This is a genomic window from Sphingomonas sp. HITSZ_GF, assembly GCF_029543155.1.
Classification (GTDB): Bacteria; Pseudomonadota; Alphaproteobacteria; order Sphingomonadales; family Sphingomonadaceae; genus Sphingomonas.
Genome location: NZ_JARQXA010000001.1, coordinates 267,933 through 288,959, shown reverse-complemented (window position 1 = coordinate 288,959; position 21,027 = coordinate 267,933). Strand labels below are relative to the sequence as shown.

Here is a 21,027-nt window from a genome sequence, read left to right as displayed (position 1 = left end):
GAATGATCGGACTGATCCATCCCGAGCCCACCAGCATCTATGCCGTCGCTGCGCTGTTCGGCAGCCTGTTCCTCTGGGCCGCGGCGCTGCTTATCGCCAAGCGCCGCCGCGGTCCGGCGGGGAGCGAAGTCACCCAGGGGCGCGATTCCGCCTCGATGCGCGGCGTCGCAGTGCAGGCGCTCGGCTTTCTGGTGGTTGGCTTCGGGCCGCTCAACCTGGTGCTCGGCGCGCCGGACGGGCGGGCGATCGCCGAGGTGATCGTGGTGCTCGCGCTGATCGCCGGCGTGATCGCACTGTTCATGGCCTCGTCGCGCGCAATGGGCCGCAACTGGGCGATCGTCGCGCGCACCCGCGACGACCACCAGCTCGTCACCTGGGGGCCGTTCGCGGTGATCCGCAACCCGATCTATGTCGCGCTGTTCGTCTGGATCCTGGTGATGGCGCTGGCGCTCGGCCATTGGCGCGCGCTGATCCTCGGTGTGCCGCTCTACTGGATCGGCACCTGGATGCGCGTTGCCCGCGAGGAGAAGCTCCTCCGCGCGCAGTTCGGCGCCGCCTATGACGCCTATGCCGCGCGCGTGAAGCGCTTCATCCCCGGACTTGTCTAGTTGCCCCGATAGAAGCGCCGCGCCGGCGGGATCTGGTTCACCGGGCAATAGCGATAGTTGAAATAGCCGTCGCTGAGGCCGGTCGGCCCGGTGGCGCGCAGGGTGACGCTCGATACGGTGCGGTCGGTCGCCCGGGCGCCCATCGGATCGGGGCAGCTTTTCTTGAGCGTAGAGACGCCCTGCCCCGTGCGCGTGGCCGACAGGACCTTGCAGGCGCTGGTGCCATCGCTGAAATCGGTATCGCTCAGATAGCCATAGACCGAGACCGAGGAACCGCGCGCGGCGTCCTCGCAGCTGGTGCGCGCGACATAATAGCCCTTGGGAAGCGGCAGCAGGCGCGAGGCGGCGGCGCCCGCCCCCGCTGGCGGCGCAGGTGGGGCCGGCGGCGCGACCGGACGCAGGGGCACGGCGACGGTGCGGATCGGAGTGATCTTGCCGCGCCGGTCGATCTCGGCGAGCCGGTCGATCCGCTGCCCGTTCCAGCCGACATAGAAGGTCTTGGCGGCGCCCATGCCGGGGCCGGCATAGACCATCACGGCCACGTCGCGGCCCTGATATTTCACATAGCGAATGCCCTCGGCCGCGACGTCGAACCCGGCATCAACATAGCCGCGCGGGGTCGAGACGAAGAAGGTGTAGCCCGGAATCTGCGGGCCTTCGAGGCTCCAGGTCGCGTCGTTGCCGCACTGCATGCCGGCGCGCGTCACCACATAATCGGGCTTGCCGTCGCCGTTGAAATCGGCGGTGTCGTAGAAGTTCGGCGAAGCGACGAAGCGACCGCTGCCGCTCGACACGCAATCGGCGCGCTGCTCGGCGACCCAGGCGGTGACTTCCCTGGGCAGCGGCGCCTTCTGCGCCGGCCGTCCCTGCTGCGCGGCGACGACGCCCGACACCGCTAGCCCAGCCACGAAAATACCTGCACCGATCACGCGCATTGCAGCCCCCCACACCGGTTTTCCGCGACGATAATGTGCCGCGGACCACCTGCGTCAATAGCGCCACGCACCGCATTGATATCGGGCAGAAAATAGCGAGGGCGGCGACGGAGCCCGTCTCGCTCCGCACCGCCCGCAGTCATGCGATTCCCAGACCGCTCAGTCGTCGATCATCCCACCGTCAGGCCGCAGCAGCTTCGCCAGCACATAGGCGAAGCCGATCTGCCACGGGGTGTAGATCTTGAGCAGCTGCAGCCAGTTGCCCGGGAACGCCTCGTTGCCCGCGAGTGTCGTCATGTAGAGATAGACGACCAGCGCGCCGATGCCCGCGAGCAGCGCGGTGCCGAACACCGCGAAGATTGCGCTCGGCGTGCCCGGCCGGCCGAGCCCGGTGATCATCACCAGCAGCAGCGAGAGCCCCGCCCCCACCCCGCCGCCGACGAGCCCCGGCAGCATCGGATGGGTGATCGCATTGACCTGGCCGGCGAGCTGCGCTCCCAGCCAGTGCGCAGCGGTGAAGCCGACCAGGAACACCGCGACCTTGAGCAGCAGCTTGTGCCCCCGCCCCGCCCAGACGAGCGGAACGGCGAATAACGGCGTGATCCAGATCGCACCATTAGCAACACCGGAAAGTACGAGGACGCAAAGTCCCACGGCGAACAACAGATGCCCCATGACAAGCCAAAGGAACGCCGCACCGGCAGCGGAGTCTAGCGCAAGATCGAAGGGCGAACGGAACTCGCGGGGATCTTCGTCCGCGAGGATTGCAGCATCAGACATCGGAACACTCCTCTATCCTGCCAATGGAGCGAGCGTGCGCCTCAACTTGATTCGCGTCAACAAAAGCCGATCTTGCAGTGCAGCGAAGTTCGCGCGACACTTCCGCCCCGGGGGAGGATCGCAAATGCACGACGCAACACTCTGGAATCCGGATCTGGCGCCGACCGGTCCGGCGCAGCGCAGCTGGGCCTGGTATCATTATGCCGCCTTGTGGATCGGCATGATCGTGGCGGTGCCCGCCTGGATGCTCGCCGCCGGGCTGATCGACCAGGGCATGTCCGCCACCCAGGCCGCGCTCACCGTCCTGCTCGGCAACCTGATCGTGCTCGTGCCGATGCTGCTGATCGGCCATGCCGGCGCCCGGCACGGCATCCCCTATGCGGTGCTCGTCCGCGCCTCGTTCGGCACCACCGGCGCGCGCCTTCCGGCGCTTGCCCGCGCGCTCGTCGCCTGCGGCTGGTACGGCATCCAGACCTGGATCGGCGGCGAGGCGCTGCTCACGCTGCTCGGCGTACTGATCGGCGCAGACCTGCGCGGCGGCCCGCTTCCCATGCTCGGCATCGGGATCGGCCAGCTCGTCGCGTTCCTCGTCTTCTGGTCGATCCAGCTCTTCTTCGTGCGCAAGGGCCTGCTCACCATCCGCCGGCTCGAGACCTGGACCGCGCCGGTGAAGATCCTGGTCTGCATCGCGCTGGTCTGGTGGGCGGTGCATGCCGCCGGCGGACTCGGCCCGATCCTCTCCGAGCCCTCCGAGTTCGTCCCCGGCATGCCGCGCGAGGGGCGGTTCTGGCAGACCTTCTGGCCGGCGCTGACCGCGATGATCGGCTATTGGGCGACGCTGGCGCTCAACATCCCCGATTTCACCCGCTTCGCGCGTTCGCAGCGCGACCAGATCATCGGCCAGTCGATCGGGCTGCCGCCGATGATGGGGCTGATCGCACTCGCCAGCGTCATCACCACCAGCGCGACCGTAGTGATCTATGGCCATGCGATCTGGGACCCGGTGGCGCTTTCCGGCCGGTTCGAGGGGCCGCTGGTGCTGCTCGGGCTGATCGTGATCAGCGTCGACACCATCTCGTGCAACATCGCCGCCAACCTGGTCTCCTCGGCCTATGACTTCTCGTCGATCTGGCCGGCGCGGATCAGCTATCGCACCGGCGGGATGATCACCGCGGGGATCGCGATCCTGATGATGCCGTGGAAGCTGCTCGCCTCCACCGGCGGCTATATCTTCGTCTGGCTGGCGGGCTATTCGGCGCTGCTCGGCCCGATCGCCGGCATCCTGATCGCCGATTACTGGCTGATCCGCCGCACCGCGCTGCAGGTAGAGGACCTCTACCGGCCCGACGGCGCCTATGCCTATCGCGGCGGCTGGAACCCGGCGGCGCTGATCGCTTTTGCCGCGGGCGTGCTGCCCAATCTGCCGGGCTTCCTCGCCGTCGCTGCGCCCAAGGCAATCACCGTCGGCCCGTTCTGGATGGCGATCTACACCTGGGCGTGGTTCGTCGGCCTTGCGATCGCGGGGGTCGCCTATCTCGGCCTGATGCGCGTCATCCCGCGGGGCGCCGCCCCAGCCACATGAGCCAGGCGAGGAAGAATGCCAGACATGCTTGCCATGGCAAATGCACGCACTCGAACCAGAAGACGAAGCGCGCCGATTTGAGCGGGTAATCGAGCGCGTTGGTGAATAGCAGGCCCTGCGCCATGCCGAGCGCGCCGAGCAGCGTCAGCGCACTGATGCCGAGCAGGATGATCGCGCGCGTGCCCGTGCCGAGCGGCGTGAGGCGCAACGGCACCAGCAGCATCAACGCCAGCGCGCCGCCCGCGCACCCGCCCACCGCTCCGGCACCTAGATCGCGGACATAGGCCTGGGGATCGGGCTCGAGCGAGAAGCTCAGCACCGCGTGCCGCCAGGCGAGATAGTTCGCCGCGACATGCGCCAGCGGCAGCGCCGCGCCGAAATAGATCAGCCGGGTGAACCAGCCGCGCTGGCGGGCGCTGGTGAAGAGATAGGGCAGCCCGAACAGCGGCGTCAGATAGAGGCTGGGCCCGATGACCGGGGCGAGGATGTCCTTCGGGTCGGGATAGAGCAGGATCGCGAAGGCCAGCGCCACTGCATAGACGACCGCGCCAACGAGCAGCCAGACGAACGCATGGCGGAACCGCACGTTGCGGCGCCGGGCATGCGCGTCCGTTCCCGTCAAAGCTGGCCCCCGATCCCCATCGGGCAGCATGATGCCAGAGGATGGCGGCGGAGCAAGCGCTCTCGCGCCTGACCGTCATCCCGGCGAAAGCCGGGATCCCAGGCGATCGCAGGACAGGTGCCGCACGAGATCCCGGCTTTCGCCGGGATGACGAAGGGGGTTGGGTCGCCGGTTGCGCCTGGCATCCAGAAAGCAGAAGGCCCTCCCCGCTCTCGCAGGAAGGGCCTTCCAAATTCCAGTCGAAGCTAGCGCGCTACGCTCAGCCCGCCTTTTCCTTCTTGGCATAGACGCGCACCGGCTCCTTGAAGCCGCCGACCACGTCCTTGTCGACCACGACCTCGTCCACCCCGTCCATCGACGGCAGGTCGAACATCGTGTCGAGCAGGATGCCTTCCAGGATCGAGCGGAGGCCACGCGCGCCGGTCTTGCGCTCGATCGCCTTCTTCGAGACGGCGGTGAGCGCGTCGTCGTTGAAGCCGAGCTTCACGCCCTCCATGTCGAACAGCTTCTGATACTGCTTCACGAGCGCGTTCTTCGGCTCGGTCAGGATCTTGATCAGCGCCTCGACATCGAGGTCCTCGAGCGTCGCGATCACCGGCAGGCGGCCGACGAACTCGGGAATCAGGCCGAACTTGAGCAGATCCTCGGGCTCGACCTGCTTGAGCATCTCGCCGGTCTTGCGCTCGTCCGGCGAGGCGACATGCGCGCCGAAGCCGATCGACTTGCCCTGGAGGCGATCACCGATGATCTTCTCGAGGCCCGAAAAGGCGCCGCCGCAGATGAACAGGATGTTGGTCGTGTCCACCTGCAGGAATTCCTGCTGCGGGTGCTTGCGGCCACCCTGCGGCGGCACCGAAGCCGTGGTGCCTTCCATCAGCTTGAGCAGCGCCTGCTGCACGCCCTCGCCCGACACGTCGCGGGTGATCGACGGGTTCTCGGCCTTGCGGCTGATCTTGTCGATCTCGTCGATATAGACGATGCCGCGCTGCGCCCGCTCGACGTTGTAGTCGGAAGCCTGGAGCAGCTTGAGGATGATGTTCTCCACGTCCTCGCCGACATAGCCGGCTTCGGTGAGCGTGGTGGCATCCGCCATGGTGAAGGGCACGTCGAGGATGCGCGCCAGCGTCTGTGCCAGCAGCGTCTTGCCGCAGCCGGTGGGGCCGACGAGCAGGATGTTCGACTTGCTGAGCTCCACGTCCGCGCCCTTGGCGCCGTGGTTGAGCCGCTTGTAGTGGTTGTGCACCGCCACCGAGAGCACGCGCTTGGCGCGCTTCTGGCCGATCACATAATCGTCGAGGACGTCGCAGATCTCCTGCGGCGTCGGCACGCCCCCGTCCTTCTTGCTGACGAGCGCGGACTTGGTCTCTTCACGAATGATGTCGTTGCAGAGCTCCACGCACTCGTCGCAGATGAACACGGTCGGGCCTGCGATGAGCTTGCGCACTTCGTGCTGCGACTTGCCGCAGAACGAGCAATAGAGCGTGCTCTTCGAGTCACCGCCGCTGAGCTTGGTCATTCAATCCATCCTTGGTGCGCTTTGCGCACATTACGCCACCCGCCATCCTACACGCGGGTGATACTCCGGCAAACCGGAATCTGGCTATTACGCCAGACTCCTTAAGCACCTACTGACGATCAGGCTGCCGTTGCCTCGCCGTCGGTCGGGGTCGGACGCTTCGCATAGACTTCGTCGACCAGGCCGAATGCCTTGGCCTCGTCGGCCTCGAGGAAGGTGTCGCGATCCATCGCACGCTCGATTTCCTCGAGCGGCTTGCCCGTGTACTTGACGTACAGGTCGTTCATCCGGCGCTTGATGCGCAGGATTTCCTTGGCCTGGATCTCGATGTCCGAAGCCATGCCCTGCGCGCCGCCCGAGGGCTGGTGGATCATGATGCGGGCGTTGGTGAGCGCCACGCGCATGCCCGGCTCGCCCGCGGCGAGCAGGAAGCTGCCCATCGACGCCGCCTGGCCGATGCAGACCGTGCCGACCTTGGGGCGGATGTACTGCATGGTGTCGTGGATCGCCATGCCGGCAGTCACCACGCCGCCCGGCGAGTTGATGTACATCCAGATGTCCTTCTTCGGATTCTCGGACTCGAGGAAGAGCAGCTGCGCGGTGATCGATGCCGCCATCTGGTCCTCGACGCCGCCGGTGACGAACACGATTCGCTCGCGGAGCAGGCGCGAATAGATGTCGAAGGCGCGCTCGCCGCGGCTCGACTGCTCGATGACAGTCGGGATCAGGTAGCCGGTGGTGGGATCGATGGTCATCTGACCGGAAAGCGGATGCATGGGAGATTTTCTCGTTATGAGTGTTTCGCGAACGCCAACATCGGCGCTTGACGAGCGGAGTTCAAGCCTTGGTTATGGTTAGGGCCTAACAGGCGGATCGGGGGAGGACGCGCGATCACCGGGGAGCAGGCAAGTCGGACGCTGGAGGCGACGCGCAGGATCGCGCTGTGGCTGGTGCTTGCCGGCCTGACGCTGCGCCTCGCCTGGCTGGTGCTGGTGCGCGCGCTGCTCTCCCCGCTCGACCTGGGCGAGGCGAGCCAGGCAGCAAGCGCCATGGCCCGAAACGGCACGCTCGCCGATGCCTTCGCCCCCGGCAGCGGCCCCACCGCGCACCTGATGCCCGCCACGGTGACGCTTGCCGCCGCCGTAGAGCGGGTCTTCGGCGATTCGGGCGCGGCGGCGCTGCTGCTCAGCATTTGGACGCTCGCCCTGCTCGCCGGCATCTGGCTGCTCGCCCGTGTGCTCTTCGCCAGTGCCGGATGGCGACCCCAGGCGCTGCTCGGCGGGCTCGCCCTGCTCTGCCTGCTGCCCGGCCATATCGTGCAGGAAGCCGCCGACTTCCGCGTCTGGGAAGGTGGACTGGCGACGCTGCTGGTGCTCGCCAATCTCTGGCTGATCGTCACGCTCGACAGGCGGGCGGAGATCGCCGCCCAGCCGCTGCTGCTCGGCGCCGCGCTCGCCGCCCTTACCTTCTTCGTCAGCCCCACCACCGGCCTGGCGGTCGATGCCTGCTGGGCGTGGCTGGCGCTGCGCCGCCTGCCGCTGCGCCGCGCTCTGGGTTTTGCCGCCGTCGCCGCCACCGCGCTGGCGCTCGTCCTCGCCCCCTGGATGCTGCGCAACGCGCAAGTGATGGGCAGCCCGATCCTGCTGCGCGACAATTTCGGGCTCGAAATCGCCATGGCCAATTATCCCGGCGCGCTCGATCCCGCCGATCCGCGCGCCGAAACGCTGGCGCGCGCCAAGGCGATCCACCCCTATCGCAACCCGGAAGTGCTCGCCCGGCTGCGCGCCGCCGGCGGCGAGGCCGCCTATTCGCAGGCGCTCGGCCGCGAGACCTGGGCCTGGGCCGCCGCCCATCCCGGCGACTTCACCCGGCTGGCGCTGCGCCACTACCGGCAATTCTACTTCCCCGATCGCTGGCAGGGCGCGCTCACCAACTGGGGTGCCTTCCCCACGCTCCGGATCGAGATGATCCGGCTGTTCGCCGCCTTCGGCCTGCTCGGCCTGGCGATCGGGCTCGTCCGGCGGAGGCGCCATTACGGGCTGTTCGCGCTCTACCTGGCGGTGGCGGGGTTGCCCTATGCGCTGGTGATGCCGATCCCGCGCTACGCCTATGGGATCTGGCCGCTGCTCGCCTTTCTCGCCGCGCAGCTCGCCGCCGACAGCTTCGCGACCTTGCAGCGGCGCGGGCGCACACCCATGATGGCGCAATGACTACGCACAATGTTCTGGTCACCGGCGGCTCGGGCTTCGTGGGCAGCCATGTCATCCTCCAGCTGCTGGCAGCGGGCCACCGCGTCCGCACCACCGTGCGCAACCCGGCGCGCGAGTCCGAGGTGCGCGCGACGCTGGAAAGGGCCGGCGCCGACACGCGCAACCTCAGCTTCGCCGTCGCCGATCTGGAAAAGGACGAAGGCTGGGCCGAAGCGGTGGCCGGCTGCACCCATGTCCAGCACGTCGCCTCCCCCTTTCCGCAGAGCCAGCCCGAGGACGAGCAGGAGCTGATCCGCCCCGCGGTGGAGGGCACGCTGCGGGTGCTGCGCGCCGCCCATGCCGCCGGCGTGAAGCGCGTCGTCGTCACCTCGAGCTTCGCCGCGATCGGCTATGGCCATGGCAATCGCACCGCCGACTATACCGAGGCCGACTGGACCGATGTGAACGGCCCCGCCGTCCAGCCCTATATGAAGTCCAAGACGCTGGCGGAACGCGCCGCCTGGGACTTCGTCGCGCGCGAAGGCGACGGGATGGAGCTGGCGGTGGTGAACCCGGTCGGTATCTTCGGCCCGGCGCTCAACGACGATCTCTCCACCTCGATCTGGCTGGTCAAGTCGATGATCGAAGGCAAGATGCCGGGGCTCCCCGATCTCTGGTTCGGCGTGGTCGATGTCCGCGATGTGGCAAGCCTGCAGGTCGAAGCGATGACGCACCCCGATGCCGCGGGCGAGCGCTTCCTCGCGGTTGCGGGCAAGGCGATGTCGATCCCGCAAATGGCCGATGTGCTGCGCCAGGGCCTGGGCCCGGCCGGCGCCCGCATCACGCGCCGCCGCGTGCCCAGCTGGCTGGTGCGCATCATGGCGCTGTTCAACCCGATGGCACGCGAGGCGGCGCCGCGGCTCGGCATCCAGTCCAACGCCAGCAACGAAAAGGCCCGCCGCCTGCTCGGCTGGGCGCCGCGCAGCAACGAGGAAGCGATCCTCGCCACTGCGAACAGCCTGATCGCGCTGGGGCTGGTGAAATAGCCGTCATCCCGGCGGAAGCCGGGATCTCGTGCGGCTCTTTTCCCGCCATCGCCTGAGATCCCGGCTTCCGCCGGGATGACGGTATTGGGTTATTTCAACGGCCCCGGCTGCGCCAGATAGGCCAGCCGCCGCATCTCGCGCCGGCCGCGCACCACCGTGTCGAGGATCAGCCCGGTGAACAGGTTGAGCGCGGCGAGCAGCATCAGGCCGGTCGCCAGGATCGCGGTCGGGAAGCGCGGCACCAGCCCGGTCTCGAACCAGGTCCACAGCAGCGGAATGCTCAGCCCCACCGCGATCGCGGCCAGCACCGTGGCGATCCAGCCGAAGAACAGCATCGGCCGCTCGATCCGGTAGAGCACGGCGATCGTCTTCAGGATGCGCCAGCCGTCGCGATAGGTGTTGAGCTTCGATTCCGAGCCTTCGAGCCGGGCGAAATAGCGCGTCTCCGCTTCCCCGACCGGCATCTTGAGCTCGAGCGCGTGCACGCTGATCTCGGTCTCGATCTCGAAGCCGGCGGAAAGCACCGGGAAGCTCTTCACGAAGCGGCGCGAGAAGACGCGGTAGCCCGAGAAGATGTCGGTGAAGCTGCGCCCGAACAGGCTGGCGAGGATGCCGGTCATCAGCCGGTTGCCGAGCACATGGCCGCGGCGATAGGCCTCCGCCGCCTCGTGGACGCGGGTGCCGACGATCATGTCGAGCCCCTCCTCCGCCACGCGCGCCACCATCGCCGGGGCCGCCTCGGGATCATAGGTCGCGTCGCCGTCGGCCATCACATAGATGTCGGCCTCGACATCGGCGAACATCCGGCGGACGACATTGCCCTTGCCCTGCATCCGCTCGGTACGGACCACCGCGCCCGCCGCGCGCGCAACCTCGGTCGTGCGGTCGCGGCTGTTGTTGTCATAGACGTAGATAGCCGCGTCCGGCAGCGCCTTGCGGAACCCCTCGATCGTCTGCGCGATCGCGGCTTCCTCGTTGTAGCAGGGCAGGATCACGGCGACTTTGGGCATGGTCATGCGCCAGCCATAGGGCCGATTTGGTTACGGTTCGATAGCAATTCGGCAGCGCCAAAAGCGAAAGGCCCCCGCTCCAGCGGGAGCGAGGGCCTTCGATTATCTCACGAAGGAGGAAAGCCTCAGTCGGCCTTCTTCTTCGCCGGTGCCTTCTTGGCGGGCTTGGCCTCGCCTTCGGCTTCGGCCTTCTTGGCCGGGGCCTTCTTGGCGGCCGGCTTCTTGGCCGGCTCGGCTTCCGCTGCCGGCTCTTCGGCCTTGTCGGCCTTCTTCGCCTTGGCGGCCGGCTTCTTCTCGGCCTTGGCCTCGTCCTTCGCCGCGTCGGCCTTCTTCGACTTGCGCGGCTTGTGGTTGTCGTGGTCGTGGGTGTGCGTGCCGGTGTCGAAGCCGTCATCGCTCTCGATCGCGGCTTCCAGCTCCTCGCGGGTCACTTCGCGGTCGCTGATCTCGGCCTTGTCGAACAGGAAGTCGACCACCTTGTCCTCGAACAGCGGCGCGCGCAGCTGGGCGGCGGCCATCGGCTCGTTGCGGACATACTGGTAGAAGCGCTCGCGATCGTTGGGCGAGTACTGCGCTGCCGCCTGGGCGATCAGCTGGTTCATCTCCTGCGACGAGACCTCGACGCCATTGGCGGTGCCGATTTCCGAGAGGAGCAGGCCCAGGCGCACGCGGCGCTCGGCGATCTTCACATAGTCGTCGCGCTCAGCTTCCAGCTCGGCCTTGGCCGCTGCCGGATCGGCCTCGTGCTCGGCTTCATGCTGGAGCTGGTGCCAGATCTGGTCGAACTCGGCCTCGACCATCGAGGGCGGAACCTCGAAGTCATGGCCGGCGGCGAGCTGGTCGAGCAGCTTGCGCTTCATATAGGTGCGGGTCAGCCCCCCCAGCTGCTGCTCGAGCTGGCCCTTGAGCAGGCCGGTGAGCTGCTCGAGGCTCTGCAGGCCCAGCGTCTTGGCGAAGTCGTCGTTGATCTCGGTCTCGCCGGCAGTCTTCACCGCGGTGATCTTGAGCGCGAACTGCGCCGGCTTGCCGGCCAGGTCGGCCACGCCATAATCGGCCGGGAACGTGACGTCGATCGTCTTCTCGTCGCCGACCTTTACGCCGACGAGCTGGTCCTCGAAGCCCGGGATCAGGCGGCCGGTGCCGATCTCGACCGACATGCCCTCGCCCGTGCCGCCGTCAAAGGCGACGCCATCGACGGTGCCGGCGAAGTCCATGGTCACCTGGTCGCCGGTCGCGGCCTTGTGCTTGGCGGCGGCGTCGGTCCAGGCCTTCTGCTGGCCGGCGAGCTGCTTGAGCTGCTCGTTGACCTCGTCGTCGCTCACGGGAACGGTCAGGCGCTCGAGCTTCAGCGCGTCGATCGACGGCGTCGGCACCTCGGGCAGCACTTCCAGCTCGACCTTGATCTCGGCGTCGCCGCCGGGCGCATATTCGCCTTCCAGGCTCACCGACGGCGACACGGCCGGGCGCAGCTTGTTGTCGGCGATCAGCTTCTGCACGCCTTCCTGGATCGAGCTGTTGAGCGCGTCCTGCGCGATCGCCTCGCCGTGCATCTTGCGGATCAGGTTGGTCGGCACCTTGCCGGGGCGGAAGCCCGGCATGCGGACCTGCGGGGCAACCCGCTTGACCTCGGCATCGACCTTCTTGTCGATGTCCTTGGCAGTGATCTTGAGCGTGTAGGCGCGCTTCAGGCCCTCGTTCAACGTCTCGACAGTCTGCATTTTTCTCAGGCTTCCAAAATCAGAAAAGGAGTCGCGGCGTCCGGTGGCGCGGGCAACGAGCGGCGATGCTGGTGCGGGCGAAGGGACTCGAACCCCCACACCTTTCGATACCAGAACCTAAATCTGGCGCGTCTACCAGTTCCGCCACGCCCGCACAGGGCACCGCCGGTCGGCGGGCTCTATAGCAGTCAGGGGTCTCATCGCAAGGGCGCAAGAAACTTCATCGCGACATGAAGCGTTGGTCAAGCGAAACAAGGAGACTGATCGTGCCCGTTGAGCCGCCTGTCCAGCCTACCGTGCCGCCCGCGGAACAGCCGCCGGTGCCGCAGCCCGGCCAGCCGGCGAGCCCCCCGCCCGAGCTCGAACCGCCCGTGCCGGATATCGACGTGCCTGCACCGCAGCCCGCGGTGCCCGGGGTCCCCAGCCCCGGCCAACCGATTGCCTGAACAAGGAGAGAGAGGATGAACGACCAGAATCGTGAAGACCCGCGCTCCGACCTCGAACAGATCGTCGAGGCGCGCGCCGACGCGGTGAAGCGCGGCGAAGGCGGCAGCGGTCATTCGCCGCTGGAAGACGCAGGCGTCTCGGACGGCGTCGGCGGCACCGCCGGCGACGTCAAGAATCAGGACGCGGACGCGCAGTAACCGCCGCCGCCCATGATCGACAAACATCTGAAGAAGCTCCGGCTGCGCTGCGAAATCGGCGTGTCCGAAGAGGAGGCCATGCGCGCCGCGTTGCTGGGTCCGTTCGACTACGGCCCGGAGCAGATCATCGTGCGTCGCGGCGAGCCGCTCAACACCTCGATCCTGCTGCTCGAGGGGCTGCTCGCGCGCTACAAGGACCTGAGCAACGGCCAGCGGCAGATCACGCATCTGCACACGCCGGGCGATTTCGCCGATCTCCACGGCTACACGCTCAAATATCTCGATCACAACCTGATGTCGCTCACCCCGGTGCGCATCGCGCGGATGCCGCACGCCAAGCTGGACATGATCACCGACCGCTTCCCGCATTTGACGCGCACCTTCTGGTTCTCGACCAACCTCGACGCGAGCATCCACCGCGAATGGGAAGTCTCGCTTGGCCGGCGCAACGCGATCGAGCGCGCGGCGCACCTGATGTGCGAGCTGCATTCGCGGCTGCTCGCAGTCGATTCGGCCGAGCCCAACCGCTTCCGCCTGCCGATCACCCAGACCCAGTTCGCCGAGTGCCTGGGCCTCACCGGCGTGCATGTTAACCGGGTGCTGCGCGAGCTGCGCGAGGCCGGACTCGCCGATTTCCGCAGCGGCGTGGTTACGATCCACGATCGCGCCGGGCTGGAGGCGCTGGCGGAGTTCGATCCGCTCTATCTCTATCTCGATCGGCAAAACCGATAGAGACATCGCGCCATTTCGGTACGCTTGTCCGATTGCCCTTCCTAAACCGCAGCCTATAGTCGCCACATCTCGATGCCTTCGGGGGCGGAAGGCACTGTTCAGAGTAGCGTATCCATCGTTCGTGGCCAAAGGCTGCGGGCTCCGTCTCCGTCGCCCTAGGGCACGGAGCAGGATGCGCCGACCATGCCGCACGTTCGAGATATGCTGCCTGGGCAAGCCCGCCCTCCCGCCGGAATCGCGATACGCAAATCCGATAAGGGGGAGGACTTGATGAAGACCTATATGATGCTCGCCGCCGCCGCACTCACTGCCGGCTTCGGCGGCACCGCCGCCGCGCAGGACGCCGCTGCGCCAGCCTGCGAGCTGCACGTGTTTCCGACGCTGGAAGGCCAGGCAATGACCACCGGCCTGCTCTCGGGCTTCGGCGTGATCGGCGCCGTCGCCGACGCCGCGAAGAACAAGAACCGCAATGTCAGCGAGGCGGAATATCTGAAGGAGGCACTCGGGCCGGGCTTCCAGGTCGACTCGCTCAAGACGATCGATCTGGTCAAAGAGCTGAAGCTGCCGCCGTCGCAGATCATCTACGAGACGCCGATCGCCGATCGCAAGATCACCACCAAGGCGACCAACCGGCTGAGCGCGTCGGCGGCGCCCTGCTATCTCGAGCTGCTCGTCACGCAGAACTTCTACACCAAGAAGGCGATCTACGGCCGCTCGCTCAACAACCGCTTCATCTTCAAGGATTTCCGCGGCGGCAAGGCGCAAGCCGAGCTGGTCAAGGGCCGCGGCGGCAACGGCCTGTCGCACTTCCCGGCCAAGACCGAGGAAGAGAAGCCGGCGGCGGCGCAGGACCTGCGCGAGGCGTTCGTGAAGAACTTCCTCGAATTCTCGAAGGGCGTCTCGGCCAAATAAGCCGGTTCCCATCCGGGCGGGGGCCGCGCACCGCTGGCCCCCGCCCCACTGCCTTGAGGAAACATCCATGCGCATGTTGCTCGGCCTGGGCGCCTTCGCCCTTTCGCTCGGCGCCGCGGGCGCCCTCCACGCATCCGCCGCGGACAAGGACCCGATCCTGCTGGCGGAAAAGGACCGCGGCGTGCCCGCCGGCCGCGCCGTCCGCCTGACGCTCGCGCAAAGCGAGATCGCCACCACGATCGACCTCGGCCGCATCGCCGGCAACGCCAATGGCGGCGGCCTGCTCGGCGCGCTCATCATCACTGCGATGGACGATCGCGCCAAGACGATGCGGCGCACCGCGATCGACAAGGCGGAAGGCACTGCCGCGCCGATCCGCCAGGCGCTCAACGGCTTCGACGTCGAGGGGCTGGCGGTTGCCGCCACGCGATCGGGCCTGGGCAAGCATGCCTGGTTCCAGGGCCAGCCGCTCGCCACCGCACACGACTCCACACCGACGCAGCGCACTGCCTATGCCGTGGCGTCGAGCGCCTCGCAGGCGGCGTTCGTCGACTATTGGTACGGCCTGTCGCCCGATTTCTCGCAAATTCGCGTGCTGGCCGACATCCGCATCGAGCGCGCGGGCAAGCGCAAGTCGGGCATCGAGCCGGTGCTGTTCCACCAGCGCGTGTGGAGCGTCGTCCAGCTCCGCGCCCGCTCCTATGATCCGCGCGCCAATGCGGCGCAGTGGAGCGAAGCCGATGGCAAGCGCGCCCGCGCCGGCCTCACCGCCGCCTTTGCCCGCTTCGAGGACCTGATCCCGCGCGCGCTGATACTCGGCCAGCAGGACGTCGCCGCCTATACCGCCAAGGGCCGGGAGAAGGCGTTCGGCGCCGATTTCTACGGGCCGCTGATCGCCCGTGATCCGGCCAATCGCGAAAGCCTGCTGCTCTGGTCGAACGGCCTCGTCCAGGTCCAGCCGGCCGACTAGTCTTGCCGCCGGTGGGCGGGGATGCGAGCATGCCGCCATGCGCATGCTCCGCCTCGCCCTTCCGCTGCTGCTGATCGCCCCGGCATCCGCCTTCGCCTGCTCGGTCCAGCAGGGCTATCACCTGCCCGGCAATGTCGAGCTGATCGAAAAGGCCGATCTGGTGGTGCTGGCGCGCGTCGAAGGCGACGGGCCGGATTTCACCGTGCGCCTGCGCCCCGAAAAGGCGCTCAAGGGCCGCATCCCGCGCCAGCCGCTCACCGCGCTCGGCTCCACCCAGGGGCGCGGGGAGCGCGCCTATCCGCAGGTGGTGACGCCGCTCGATCGCCCCCACCCCTCCGCGATGTGGGGCGCCTGTGTCCGCCAGGCCTATGGCGAAGGCGGGCTGGTCCTCGCGCTCTACAAGCATACCGACAAGGGCTATGTGCCGCTCGCCTATCCCTTTGCCCGCGGCATCGAGGATGTGCGCGCCGCCGACGATCTCTGGCCGCGTGCCGCCCGGCTCTACATCGCTGCCCTCGCCAGGCCCGACCCGAAGCGCGCACTCGCCGATCTGGCGGGCAAGCTCGGGGCGAAGGACGATGCCGATTCGCAGGCGATCGCCCGCGACATCCGCGCCTATCTGGAGCCGCCGAGCGATTGAGGCGCTATGGCTTGATCCTCCGCGCAGTGAGGATCTTCACCGGCGCCGCCGGCACCTCGCCCTTGAACGCGCCGCGGATCGAGGCGTCGGGCGAAACCGGCGCGTCGAAGATCTTCAGCACCACGTCCTGCCCCTCCACCACATGCGCGAAGGCGGCATAACCGAGATTGTCGCCGGGCTTGGCCGGATCGGCGTCCATCGAGGCGCTCTGGTCGCCCAGCATGATCGTGAACTCGCCCTGCGCGGTGCCGACGGCGCGGCGCGGGCTGGAGAGCGTGAAGTCGAGATGCTGGATCCCGGTCTGCGTCGTCGGCTCGTGCCTGATCGGCGGCAGCACCTTGGCCGGCGCGTTCTGCACGCCGAACTGCACGAAGCCATAATGATCGGCGACCTTCACCACCCGGTAGAAGCTCGCCCCATCGAGCCGCTTCTGGTCGACATAGCGCAGGAAGTTGTTGCCGGTGATCGGCGCGTGGACATTGTCCACCTCGACCGTGAACGCGCCCTGCGCCGTGGTGATCGTGACGCGCGGCAGGGCCGGGACAGGCACCGGCGCCGGCACGGTCTGGGCTAGCGCGGGTGCCGCCAGCAACGGCAGGAGCAAGGCAAGCATCGAACGGATCATCGGCATCTCCTTGCCGGCGATCCTAACGCGCCACCGGCGGGATGCCAGATCGGACTTCATAGCCGTACCGAAGCCATTGGTCGCATTTGCGCCCGCGCGAGTGCGGAATGCCGCAACATGGCCATCCCCCTGGAGATTGCCCCTTGCTGCTCCCCCTCCTTCTCGCGCTTGCCCCCGCCTGCACGCCCCTCCCCGGCCTCGATCCGCTGATCACGCCGGAGACGCAGTTCGTGCTGTTCGGCGAATATCACGGGACGGTGGAGATGCCCGGCGCGGTCGCCGATGCGCTGTGCAGCGCCGCTGCCACCGGCCGCCCGCTGATCCTGGGGATCGAGATGCATGCAGGCAACCAGTCCGCACTCGACACCTATCTGCGCAGCGACGGCAGCGACTCCGCTCGCACCGCGCTGCTCGAAGCGCCCGGCTGGCGCGAGGAAGGCGGCCGCACCACCGGCGCGATCCTCGACCTGATCGAGGCTAGCCGACGCCTCGCCAGATCGGGCCGGCAGGTGGAAATCCTCGCCTTCGATCCCGTCGAAGTGGTCACCGGCACGTCGATGGAGCGCGAGGCCGGGATGGCAGAGCGGCTGCGCGCAGCCGTCGCCCGCCGGCCGAACGGCCTTGCGATCGTGCTTACCGGGGTGGGCCATGCGAGCCGCGAGCCCTGGTCCTCCTACACGCCACCCTTCCCCGCGCTTGGCGGGCTGCTGCCAAGGGATCGCTCGCTGGTCCTTGCCTTTGCGCGCCCGGGCGGCAGCTATTGGGGCTGTGCCGCACCAGACGGCACGCGGGACGGTTGCAAGCCCTATGCGATGCCGGTGCGCGAGCCGGTGGCGCCGCGCGGCGTCCGCGCCGATCCCGGCCTGCGTGCGGGCTATGACGGCGTCTATTCGGCAGGCGCCCAATATACGCCGTCCCGGCCGGCGCGGGGTTAGCCCGCCAGCGCCTTCTTCAGCAGCTCGTTGACCACCGCCGGGTTGGCCTTGCCGGCCATCGCCTTCATCGTCTGGCCGACGAAGAAGCCGAACAGGGCTTCCTTGCCGCCGCGATACTGCTCGAGCTGGCCCGGATTCCTGGCGAGCACCTCGGCGATCACCGCCTCGATCGCGCCGGTGTCGCTGGTCTGCTTGAGCCCGCGCTCCTCGACGATCTTGCCCGCCGGGTCTCCGGTCTCGAGCATGATCTCGAACACCTGCTTGGCGAGCGGGCCCGAAAGCGTGCCGTCGGCGGCGAGCGCCAGCAGCTCGGCGCCCTGTTCGGGGCTCACCGGGCTCTCGTCCAGGTCCTTGCCCAGCTTGTTGAGCGCGCCGTACAGGTCCGACAGCAGCCAGTTGGCCGACGCGCGGGCGACTTCGTTCTCGCCCTTCTTCTGCACCCGCGCGCCCTCGGCGAGCAGCGCCTCGAACCAGCGCGCCGTGTCCGCATCGGCGGTCAGCGTCGCGGCGTTATAGGCCGAAAGCCCCAGCTCCTGCTCGTAGCGGCGGCGCTTGGCATCGGGCAGCTCGGGCAGGCTGGCGCGGCATTCCTCGAGGAACGCATCGTCCAGCTCGAGCGGCAGCAGGTCGGGATCGGGGAAATAGCGATAGTCGTGCGCGTCTTCCTTCGAGCGCATCGAGCGGGTCTCGCCCTTGTCCGGATCGAACAGGCGCGTTTCCTGGACGATCTTGCCGCCCGCCTCGATCACCTCGATCTGGCGGCGCGCCTCGATCTCCACCGTCTGCATGACGAAGCGGACCGAGTTGACGTTCTTGGTCTCGGTGCGCGTGCCGAATTCGGCGCCCGGCTTGCGAACCGAGACGTTCACGTCCGCACGCATCGAGCCCTGGTCCATGTTACCGTCGCACGAGCCGACATAGCGCAGGATCGCGCGCAGCTTGCTCAGATACGCGCCGGCTTCCTGCGGCGAGCGCATGTCGGGTTTCGACACGATCTCCATCAGCGCCACGCCGGCGCGGTTGAGATCGACATAGGAGCGCGTCGGATGCTGGTCGTGCATCAGCTTGCCGGCGTCCTGCTCGACATGGATGCGCTCGATGCCGATCGTCTTGACGTTCGCCTCGGGATCCTTGTCGTCCAGGCTGATGTCAATCTGCCCCTCGCCCACCAGCGGGTGGAAGAGCTGGCTGATCTGATAGCCCTGCGGCAGATCGGCGTAGAAGTAGTTCTTGCGGTCGAAGCGCGACCATTTGTTGATCACCGCGCCGATCGCCATGCCGGTGCGCACCGCCTGGCGGATGCACTCGCGGTTCGGCGTCGGCAGCATGCCCGGCATCGCCGCGTCGATCAGGCTGACCTGGCTGTTCGGCTCCGCGCCGAACGCGGTCGCCGCGCCCGAGAAGAGCTTGGCGTTGGAGGTGACCTGGGCGTGGACTTCGAGGCCGACAACGACCTCCCACTCGCCGGTTTCGCCCATGATACGATAGGTGGATTCAGCCATCTTTGTTCCCGGCCCTTCGCCGTTCGATCTCGTCCACAAGTGGCGTCCTGCGTGGACGCAACAAACTCACAAGCCAGTTCCATCGGACCAGCCGATCCTCCGCCTCGCGTTCGCGGCGGTGATAGCCAGTCTCCGGGAACTCGCTCATCTCACCACCATTGCTCCGGCCGCGCGACGAAGCCCGCGCGCTGCTCGATCGCTAGGCCCGCGTTCAGCACCCCCTGCTCGTCGAGCGGGCGGCCGATGATCTGCAGCCCCAGCGGCAGCCCGGCGGCATCCAGCCCGGCCGGCACGCTCATCGCCGGCAGGCCGGCAAGGCTCGACGGCACGGTGAACACGTCGTTGAGGTACATCGCCAGCGGATCGTCCGACTTCTCGCCGAGCGCGAAGGCAGCCGAAGGCGCGGTCGGCGTCAGCAGCAGGTCGCACATCGAGAAGGCATTGTCGAAATCCTGCGCGATCAGGCTGCGCACCTTCGATGCCTGGGTGAAATAGGCGTCGTAGAAGCCCGCCGACAGCACATAGGTGCCGATCAGGATGCGGCGCTTCACTTCATCGCCGAAACCGGCCGCACGCGTCGCCGCGTACATTTCCTGCAGGTTCTGGCCCTCGGCCAACTCGCGCAGGCCGTAGCGCACGCCGTCATAGCGGGCGAGGTTCGACGAAGCCTCGGCCGGCGCGATGATGTAATAGGCCGGCAGCGCATACTTGGTGTGCGGAAGACTCACTTCCACCACTTCGGCGCCGGCATCCTTCATCCAGGCGATGCCCGCTTCCCACAGCTTGGCGATTTCGGTCGGGATGCCGTCGATCAGGTATTCGGCGGGAATGCCGATCTTCTTGCCGCTCAGGTCGCCCGAAAGCGCCTGCTCCCAATTGGGCACCGGCAGGTTGAGCGAGGTCGAGTCCTTGGGATCAAAGCCCGCCATGTTCTCGAGCAGGATCGCGCAGTCGCGCACGTCGCGCGCCATCGGCCCGGCCTGGTCGAGGCTCGAGGCGAAGGCGACCACGCCGTAGCGCGAGCAGCGGCCATAGGTCGGCTTGATGCCGCTGATGCCGGTGAACGCCGCGGGCTGGCGGATCGAGCCGCCGGTGTCGGTGCCCGTCGCGCCCGGCACCAGCCGTGCGGAGATCGCCGCCGAGCTGCCGCCCGACGAACCGCCCGGCGCCAGCGGGGCATTGTCGCCGCCGCCGCGCCGCCAGGGCGAGATCACGTTGCCGAAATAGCTGGTCTCGTTCGACGAGCCCATCGCGAACTGGTCGAGGTTGAGCTTGCCGAGCATGCCCGCGCCGGCGTCCCACAGCTTCTGCGAGACAGTCGATTCATAGACCGGCTTGAAGCCTTCGAGCATGTGGCTGGCGGCGGTGGTCTGCACGCCCTTAGTGCAGAACAGGTCTTTCATGCCCAGCGGCACGCCGGACAGCGGCTTGAGCGGCTCGCCCTTGGCGATCGCCTCGTCGGCAGCACGGGCAGCGGTCAGCGCATGCTCCGGCGTCTCGACGATGAAGGCGTTGAGCGCCTTGCCCTTGCTCACCTGGACAATGAAGGCATCGGCCACTTCGCGCGCCGAGAACTTGCCGGTGCGCACGCCGTCGCGCAGCGCGGCAACGCCCAGATCGGTGATTTCGCTCACTTCACTTCTCCGTTCGCGCTGAGCTTGTCGAAGCGCCGTTCTTCCTTGGCGCCGACAGGAGAAGAAAAGGACAGCCCTTCGACAAGCTCAGGGCGAACGGGGTTGAAGGCGATGACCATTATTCGACCACCTTCGGCACGGTGAAGAAGCCGTGCTCGCCCTGCGGCGCGTTCTGCAGCACCGCGTCGCGCTGGGCGCCTTCGGTGACCACGTCTTCGCGCAGGCGCAGATGATTGGGGATCACGGCGGTCATCGGCTCGACCGACGAGGTATCGACCTCGCCGAGCTGCTCGATCCAGCCCAGGATGTTGTTGAGCTCGGGTGCGAGACGCTCGGCCTCGGCATCGCTGATCGCGATGCGGGCCAGGTTCGCCACCTTCTTCACGGTTGCGGTATCGACGGACATGGGAGGCGCCTAACAGGGGCG

The 21,027-nt window shown here is 67.6% G+C and carries 22 protein-coding genes and 1 tRNA gene; 10 read left to right on the top strand and 13 right to left on the bottom strand.

The window, feature by feature from the left end:
- Positions 1–2 precede the first annotated feature (2 nt).
- The gene (locus tag P6144_RS01425) at positions 3–608 is read left to right on the top strand and encodes an isoprenylcysteine carboxylmethyltransferase family protein (RefSeq protein ID WP_277765943.1); all 606 of its coding nucleotides are present in this window, start codon (positions 3–5) and stop codon (positions 606–608) included.
- On the opposite strand, the gene P6144_RS01420 is transcribed toward P6144_RS01425, so the two are convergent.
- The gene (locus tag P6144_RS01420) at positions 605–1,516 is read right to left on the bottom strand and encodes a hypothetical protein (protein WP_277765942.1); all 912 of its coding nucleotides are present in this window, start codon (positions 1,514–1,516) and stop codon (positions 605–607) included. The two genes, P6144_RS01425 and P6144_RS01420, sit on opposite strands and share 4 nt — an antisense overlap.
- A 186-nt stretch (positions 1,517–1,702) precedes the next feature.
- Complete coding sequence (locus P6144_RS01415; protein WP_277765941.1) at positions 1,703–2,323, bottom strand: hypothetical protein; 621 nt, start codon at positions 2,321–2,323, stop codon at positions 1,703–1,705.
- A 124-nt stretch (positions 2,324–2,447) separates the two neighbouring features.
- On the opposite strand from P6144_RS01415, the gene P6144_RS01410 reads away from it, so the two are divergent.
- On the top strand, positions 2,448–3,905 hold the full coding sequence (locus tag P6144_RS01410; RefSeq protein WP_277765940.1) for an NCS1 family nucleobase:cation symporter-1: 1,458 nt from the start codon (positions 2,448–2,450) through the stop codon (positions 3,903–3,905).
- Here P6144_RS01410 and P6144_RS01405 read toward each other — a convergent pair.
- The 3 genes from P6144_RS01405 to clpP form a co-directional block, all read right to left on the bottom strand.
- Positions 3,874–4,527 carry a hypothetical protein gene (locus P6144_RS01405; protein ID WP_277765939.1) on the bottom strand — a complete coding sequence of 218 codons (654 nt, stop codon included), beginning with the start codon at positions 4,525–4,527 and terminating at the stop codon, positions 3,874–3,876. The two genes, P6144_RS01410 and P6144_RS01405, sit on opposite strands and share 32 nt — an antisense overlap.
- 259 nt (positions 4,528–4,786) lie before the next feature.
- Positions 4,787–6,043 (bottom strand): ATP-dependent Clp protease ATP-binding subunit ClpX, encoded by a 1,257-nt coding sequence (clpX, locus tag P6144_RS01400; protein WP_277765938.1) that lies wholly within the window; start codon positions 6,041–6,043, stop codon positions 4,787–4,789.
- A 119-nt stretch (positions 6,044–6,162) separates the two neighbouring features.
- A complete protein-coding gene (clpP, locus tag P6144_RS01395; protein ID WP_277765937.1) occupies positions 6,163–6,798 on the bottom strand; it encodes an ATP-dependent Clp endopeptidase proteolytic subunit ClpP in 636 nt (211 codons plus the stop codon).
- Between the two features lie 195 nt (positions 6,799–6,993).
- Here clpP and P6144_RS01390 point away from each other — a divergent pair, with 195 nt between their 5' ends.
- Together P6144_RS01390 and P6144_RS01385 are read left to right on the top strand one after the other, a co-directional pair.
- The gene (locus tag P6144_RS01390) at positions 6,994–8,253 is read left to right on the top strand and encodes a hypothetical protein (RefSeq protein WP_277765936.1); all 1,260 of its coding nucleotides are present in this window, start codon (positions 6,994–6,996) and stop codon (positions 8,251–8,253) included.
- Positions 8,250–9,278: an aldehyde reductase gene (locus P6144_RS01385; protein ID WP_277765935.1), complete on the top strand. Its 1,029-nt coding sequence runs from the start codon at positions 8,250–8,252 to the stop codon at positions 9,276–9,278. The genes P6144_RS01390 and P6144_RS01385 overlap by 4 nt, the downstream gene beginning before the upstream one ends.
- Positions 9,279–9,367: 89 nt before the next feature.
- Here P6144_RS01385 and P6144_RS01380 read toward each other — a convergent pair whose 3' ends face one another.
- From P6144_RS01380 to P6144_RS01370, 3 genes are all read right to left on the bottom strand, one after another.
- Positions 9,368–10,294: a glycosyltransferase family 2 protein gene (locus P6144_RS01380; RefSeq protein WP_277765934.1), complete on the bottom strand. Its 927-nt coding sequence runs from the start codon at positions 10,292–10,294 to the stop codon at positions 9,368–9,370.
- A gap of 119 nt (positions 10,295–10,413) precedes the next feature.
- Positions 10,414–12,006 (bottom strand): trigger factor, encoded by a 1,593-nt coding sequence (tig, locus tag P6144_RS01375; RefSeq protein WP_277765933.1) that lies wholly within the window; start codon positions 12,004–12,006, stop codon positions 10,414–10,416.
- Positions 12,007–12,075: 69 nt separating this feature from the next.
- Positions 12,076–12,160: transfer RNA gene (locus P6144_RS01370), tRNA-Leu, on the bottom strand.
- A 307-nt stretch (positions 12,161–12,467) separates the two neighbouring features.
- Between P6144_RS01370 and P6144_RS01365 the strand changes: the two genes are divergently transcribed.
- From P6144_RS01365 to P6144_RS01345, 5 genes are all read left to right on the top strand, one after another.
- Positions 12,468–12,650: a hypothetical protein gene (locus P6144_RS01365; RefSeq protein WP_277765932.1), complete on the top strand. Its 183-nt coding sequence runs from the start codon at positions 12,468–12,470 to the stop codon at positions 12,648–12,650.
- A 12-nt stretch (positions 12,651–12,662) separates the two neighbouring features.
- Positions 12,663–13,382, top strand: a complete 720-nt coding sequence (locus tag P6144_RS01360) for a Crp/Fnr family transcriptional regulator (protein WP_277765931.1) — start codon at positions 12,663–12,665, stop codon at positions 13,380–13,382.
- A 270-nt stretch (positions 13,383–13,652) separates the two neighbouring features.
- Entirely contained in the window at positions 13,653–14,294 is a 642-nt protein-coding gene (locus P6144_RS01355; RefSeq protein WP_277765930.1) for a hypothetical protein, read from the top strand.
- Between the two features lie 67 nt (positions 14,295–14,361).
- Positions 14,362–15,264, top strand: a complete 903-nt coding sequence (locus P6144_RS01350; protein WP_277765929.1) for a hypothetical protein — start codon at positions 14,362–14,364, stop codon at positions 15,262–15,264.
- 37 nt (positions 15,265–15,301) lie between these two features.
- Positions 15,302–15,904, top strand: coding sequence for a hypothetical protein (locus tag P6144_RS01345; RefSeq protein ID WP_277765928.1), 603 nt, complete (start codon positions 15,302–15,304; stop codon positions 15,902–15,904).
- 4 nt (positions 15,905–15,908) lie between these two features.
- Here P6144_RS01345 and P6144_RS01340 read toward each other — a convergent pair whose 3' ends face one another.
- Positions 15,909–16,529, bottom strand: coding sequence for a peptidylprolyl isomerase (locus P6144_RS01340; protein WP_277765927.1), 621 nt, complete (start codon positions 16,527–16,529; stop codon positions 15,909–15,911).
- A 143-nt stretch (positions 16,530–16,672) separates the two neighbouring features.
- Between P6144_RS01340 and P6144_RS01335 the strand changes: the two genes are divergently transcribed.
- Positions 16,673–17,464 carry a hypothetical protein gene (locus tag P6144_RS01335; protein WP_277765926.1) on the top strand — a complete coding sequence of 264 codons (792 nt, stop codon included), beginning with the start codon at positions 16,673–16,675 and terminating at the stop codon, positions 17,462–17,464.
- On the opposite strand, the gene gatB is transcribed toward P6144_RS01335, so the two are convergent.
- The 4 genes from gatB to gatC form a co-directional block, all read right to left on the bottom strand.
- On the bottom strand, positions 17,461–18,966 hold the full coding sequence (gene gatB, locus P6144_RS01330) for an Asp-tRNA(Asn)/Glu-tRNA(Gln) amidotransferase subunit GatB (RefSeq protein ID WP_277765925.1): 1,506 nt from the start codon (positions 18,964–18,966) through the stop codon (positions 17,461–17,463). The two genes, P6144_RS01335 and gatB, sit on opposite strands and share 4 nt — an antisense overlap.
- Positions 18,967–19,115: 149 nt before the next feature.
- The gene (gatA, locus tag P6144_RS01325; protein WP_277765924.1) at positions 19,116–20,600 is read right to left on the bottom strand and encodes an Asp-tRNA(Asn)/Glu-tRNA(Gln) amidotransferase subunit GatA; all 1,485 of its coding nucleotides are present in this window, start codon (positions 20,598–20,600) and stop codon (positions 19,116–19,118) included.
- Positions 20,597–20,719: a hypothetical protein gene (locus tag P6144_RS01320; RefSeq protein WP_277765923.1), complete on the bottom strand. Its 123-nt coding sequence runs from the start codon at positions 20,717–20,719 to the stop codon at positions 20,597–20,599. Before P6144_RS01320 ends, gatA begins: the two co-directional genes overlap by 4 nt.
- Positions 20,719–21,006: an Asp-tRNA(Asn)/Glu-tRNA(Gln) amidotransferase subunit GatC gene (gene gatC / locus P6144_RS01315; RefSeq protein ID WP_277765922.1), complete on the bottom strand. Its 288-nt coding sequence runs from the start codon at positions 21,004–21,006 to the stop codon at positions 20,719–20,721. The genes P6144_RS01320 and gatC overlap by 1 nt, the downstream gene beginning before the upstream one ends.
- Positions 21,007–21,027 lie beyond the last annotated feature (21 nt).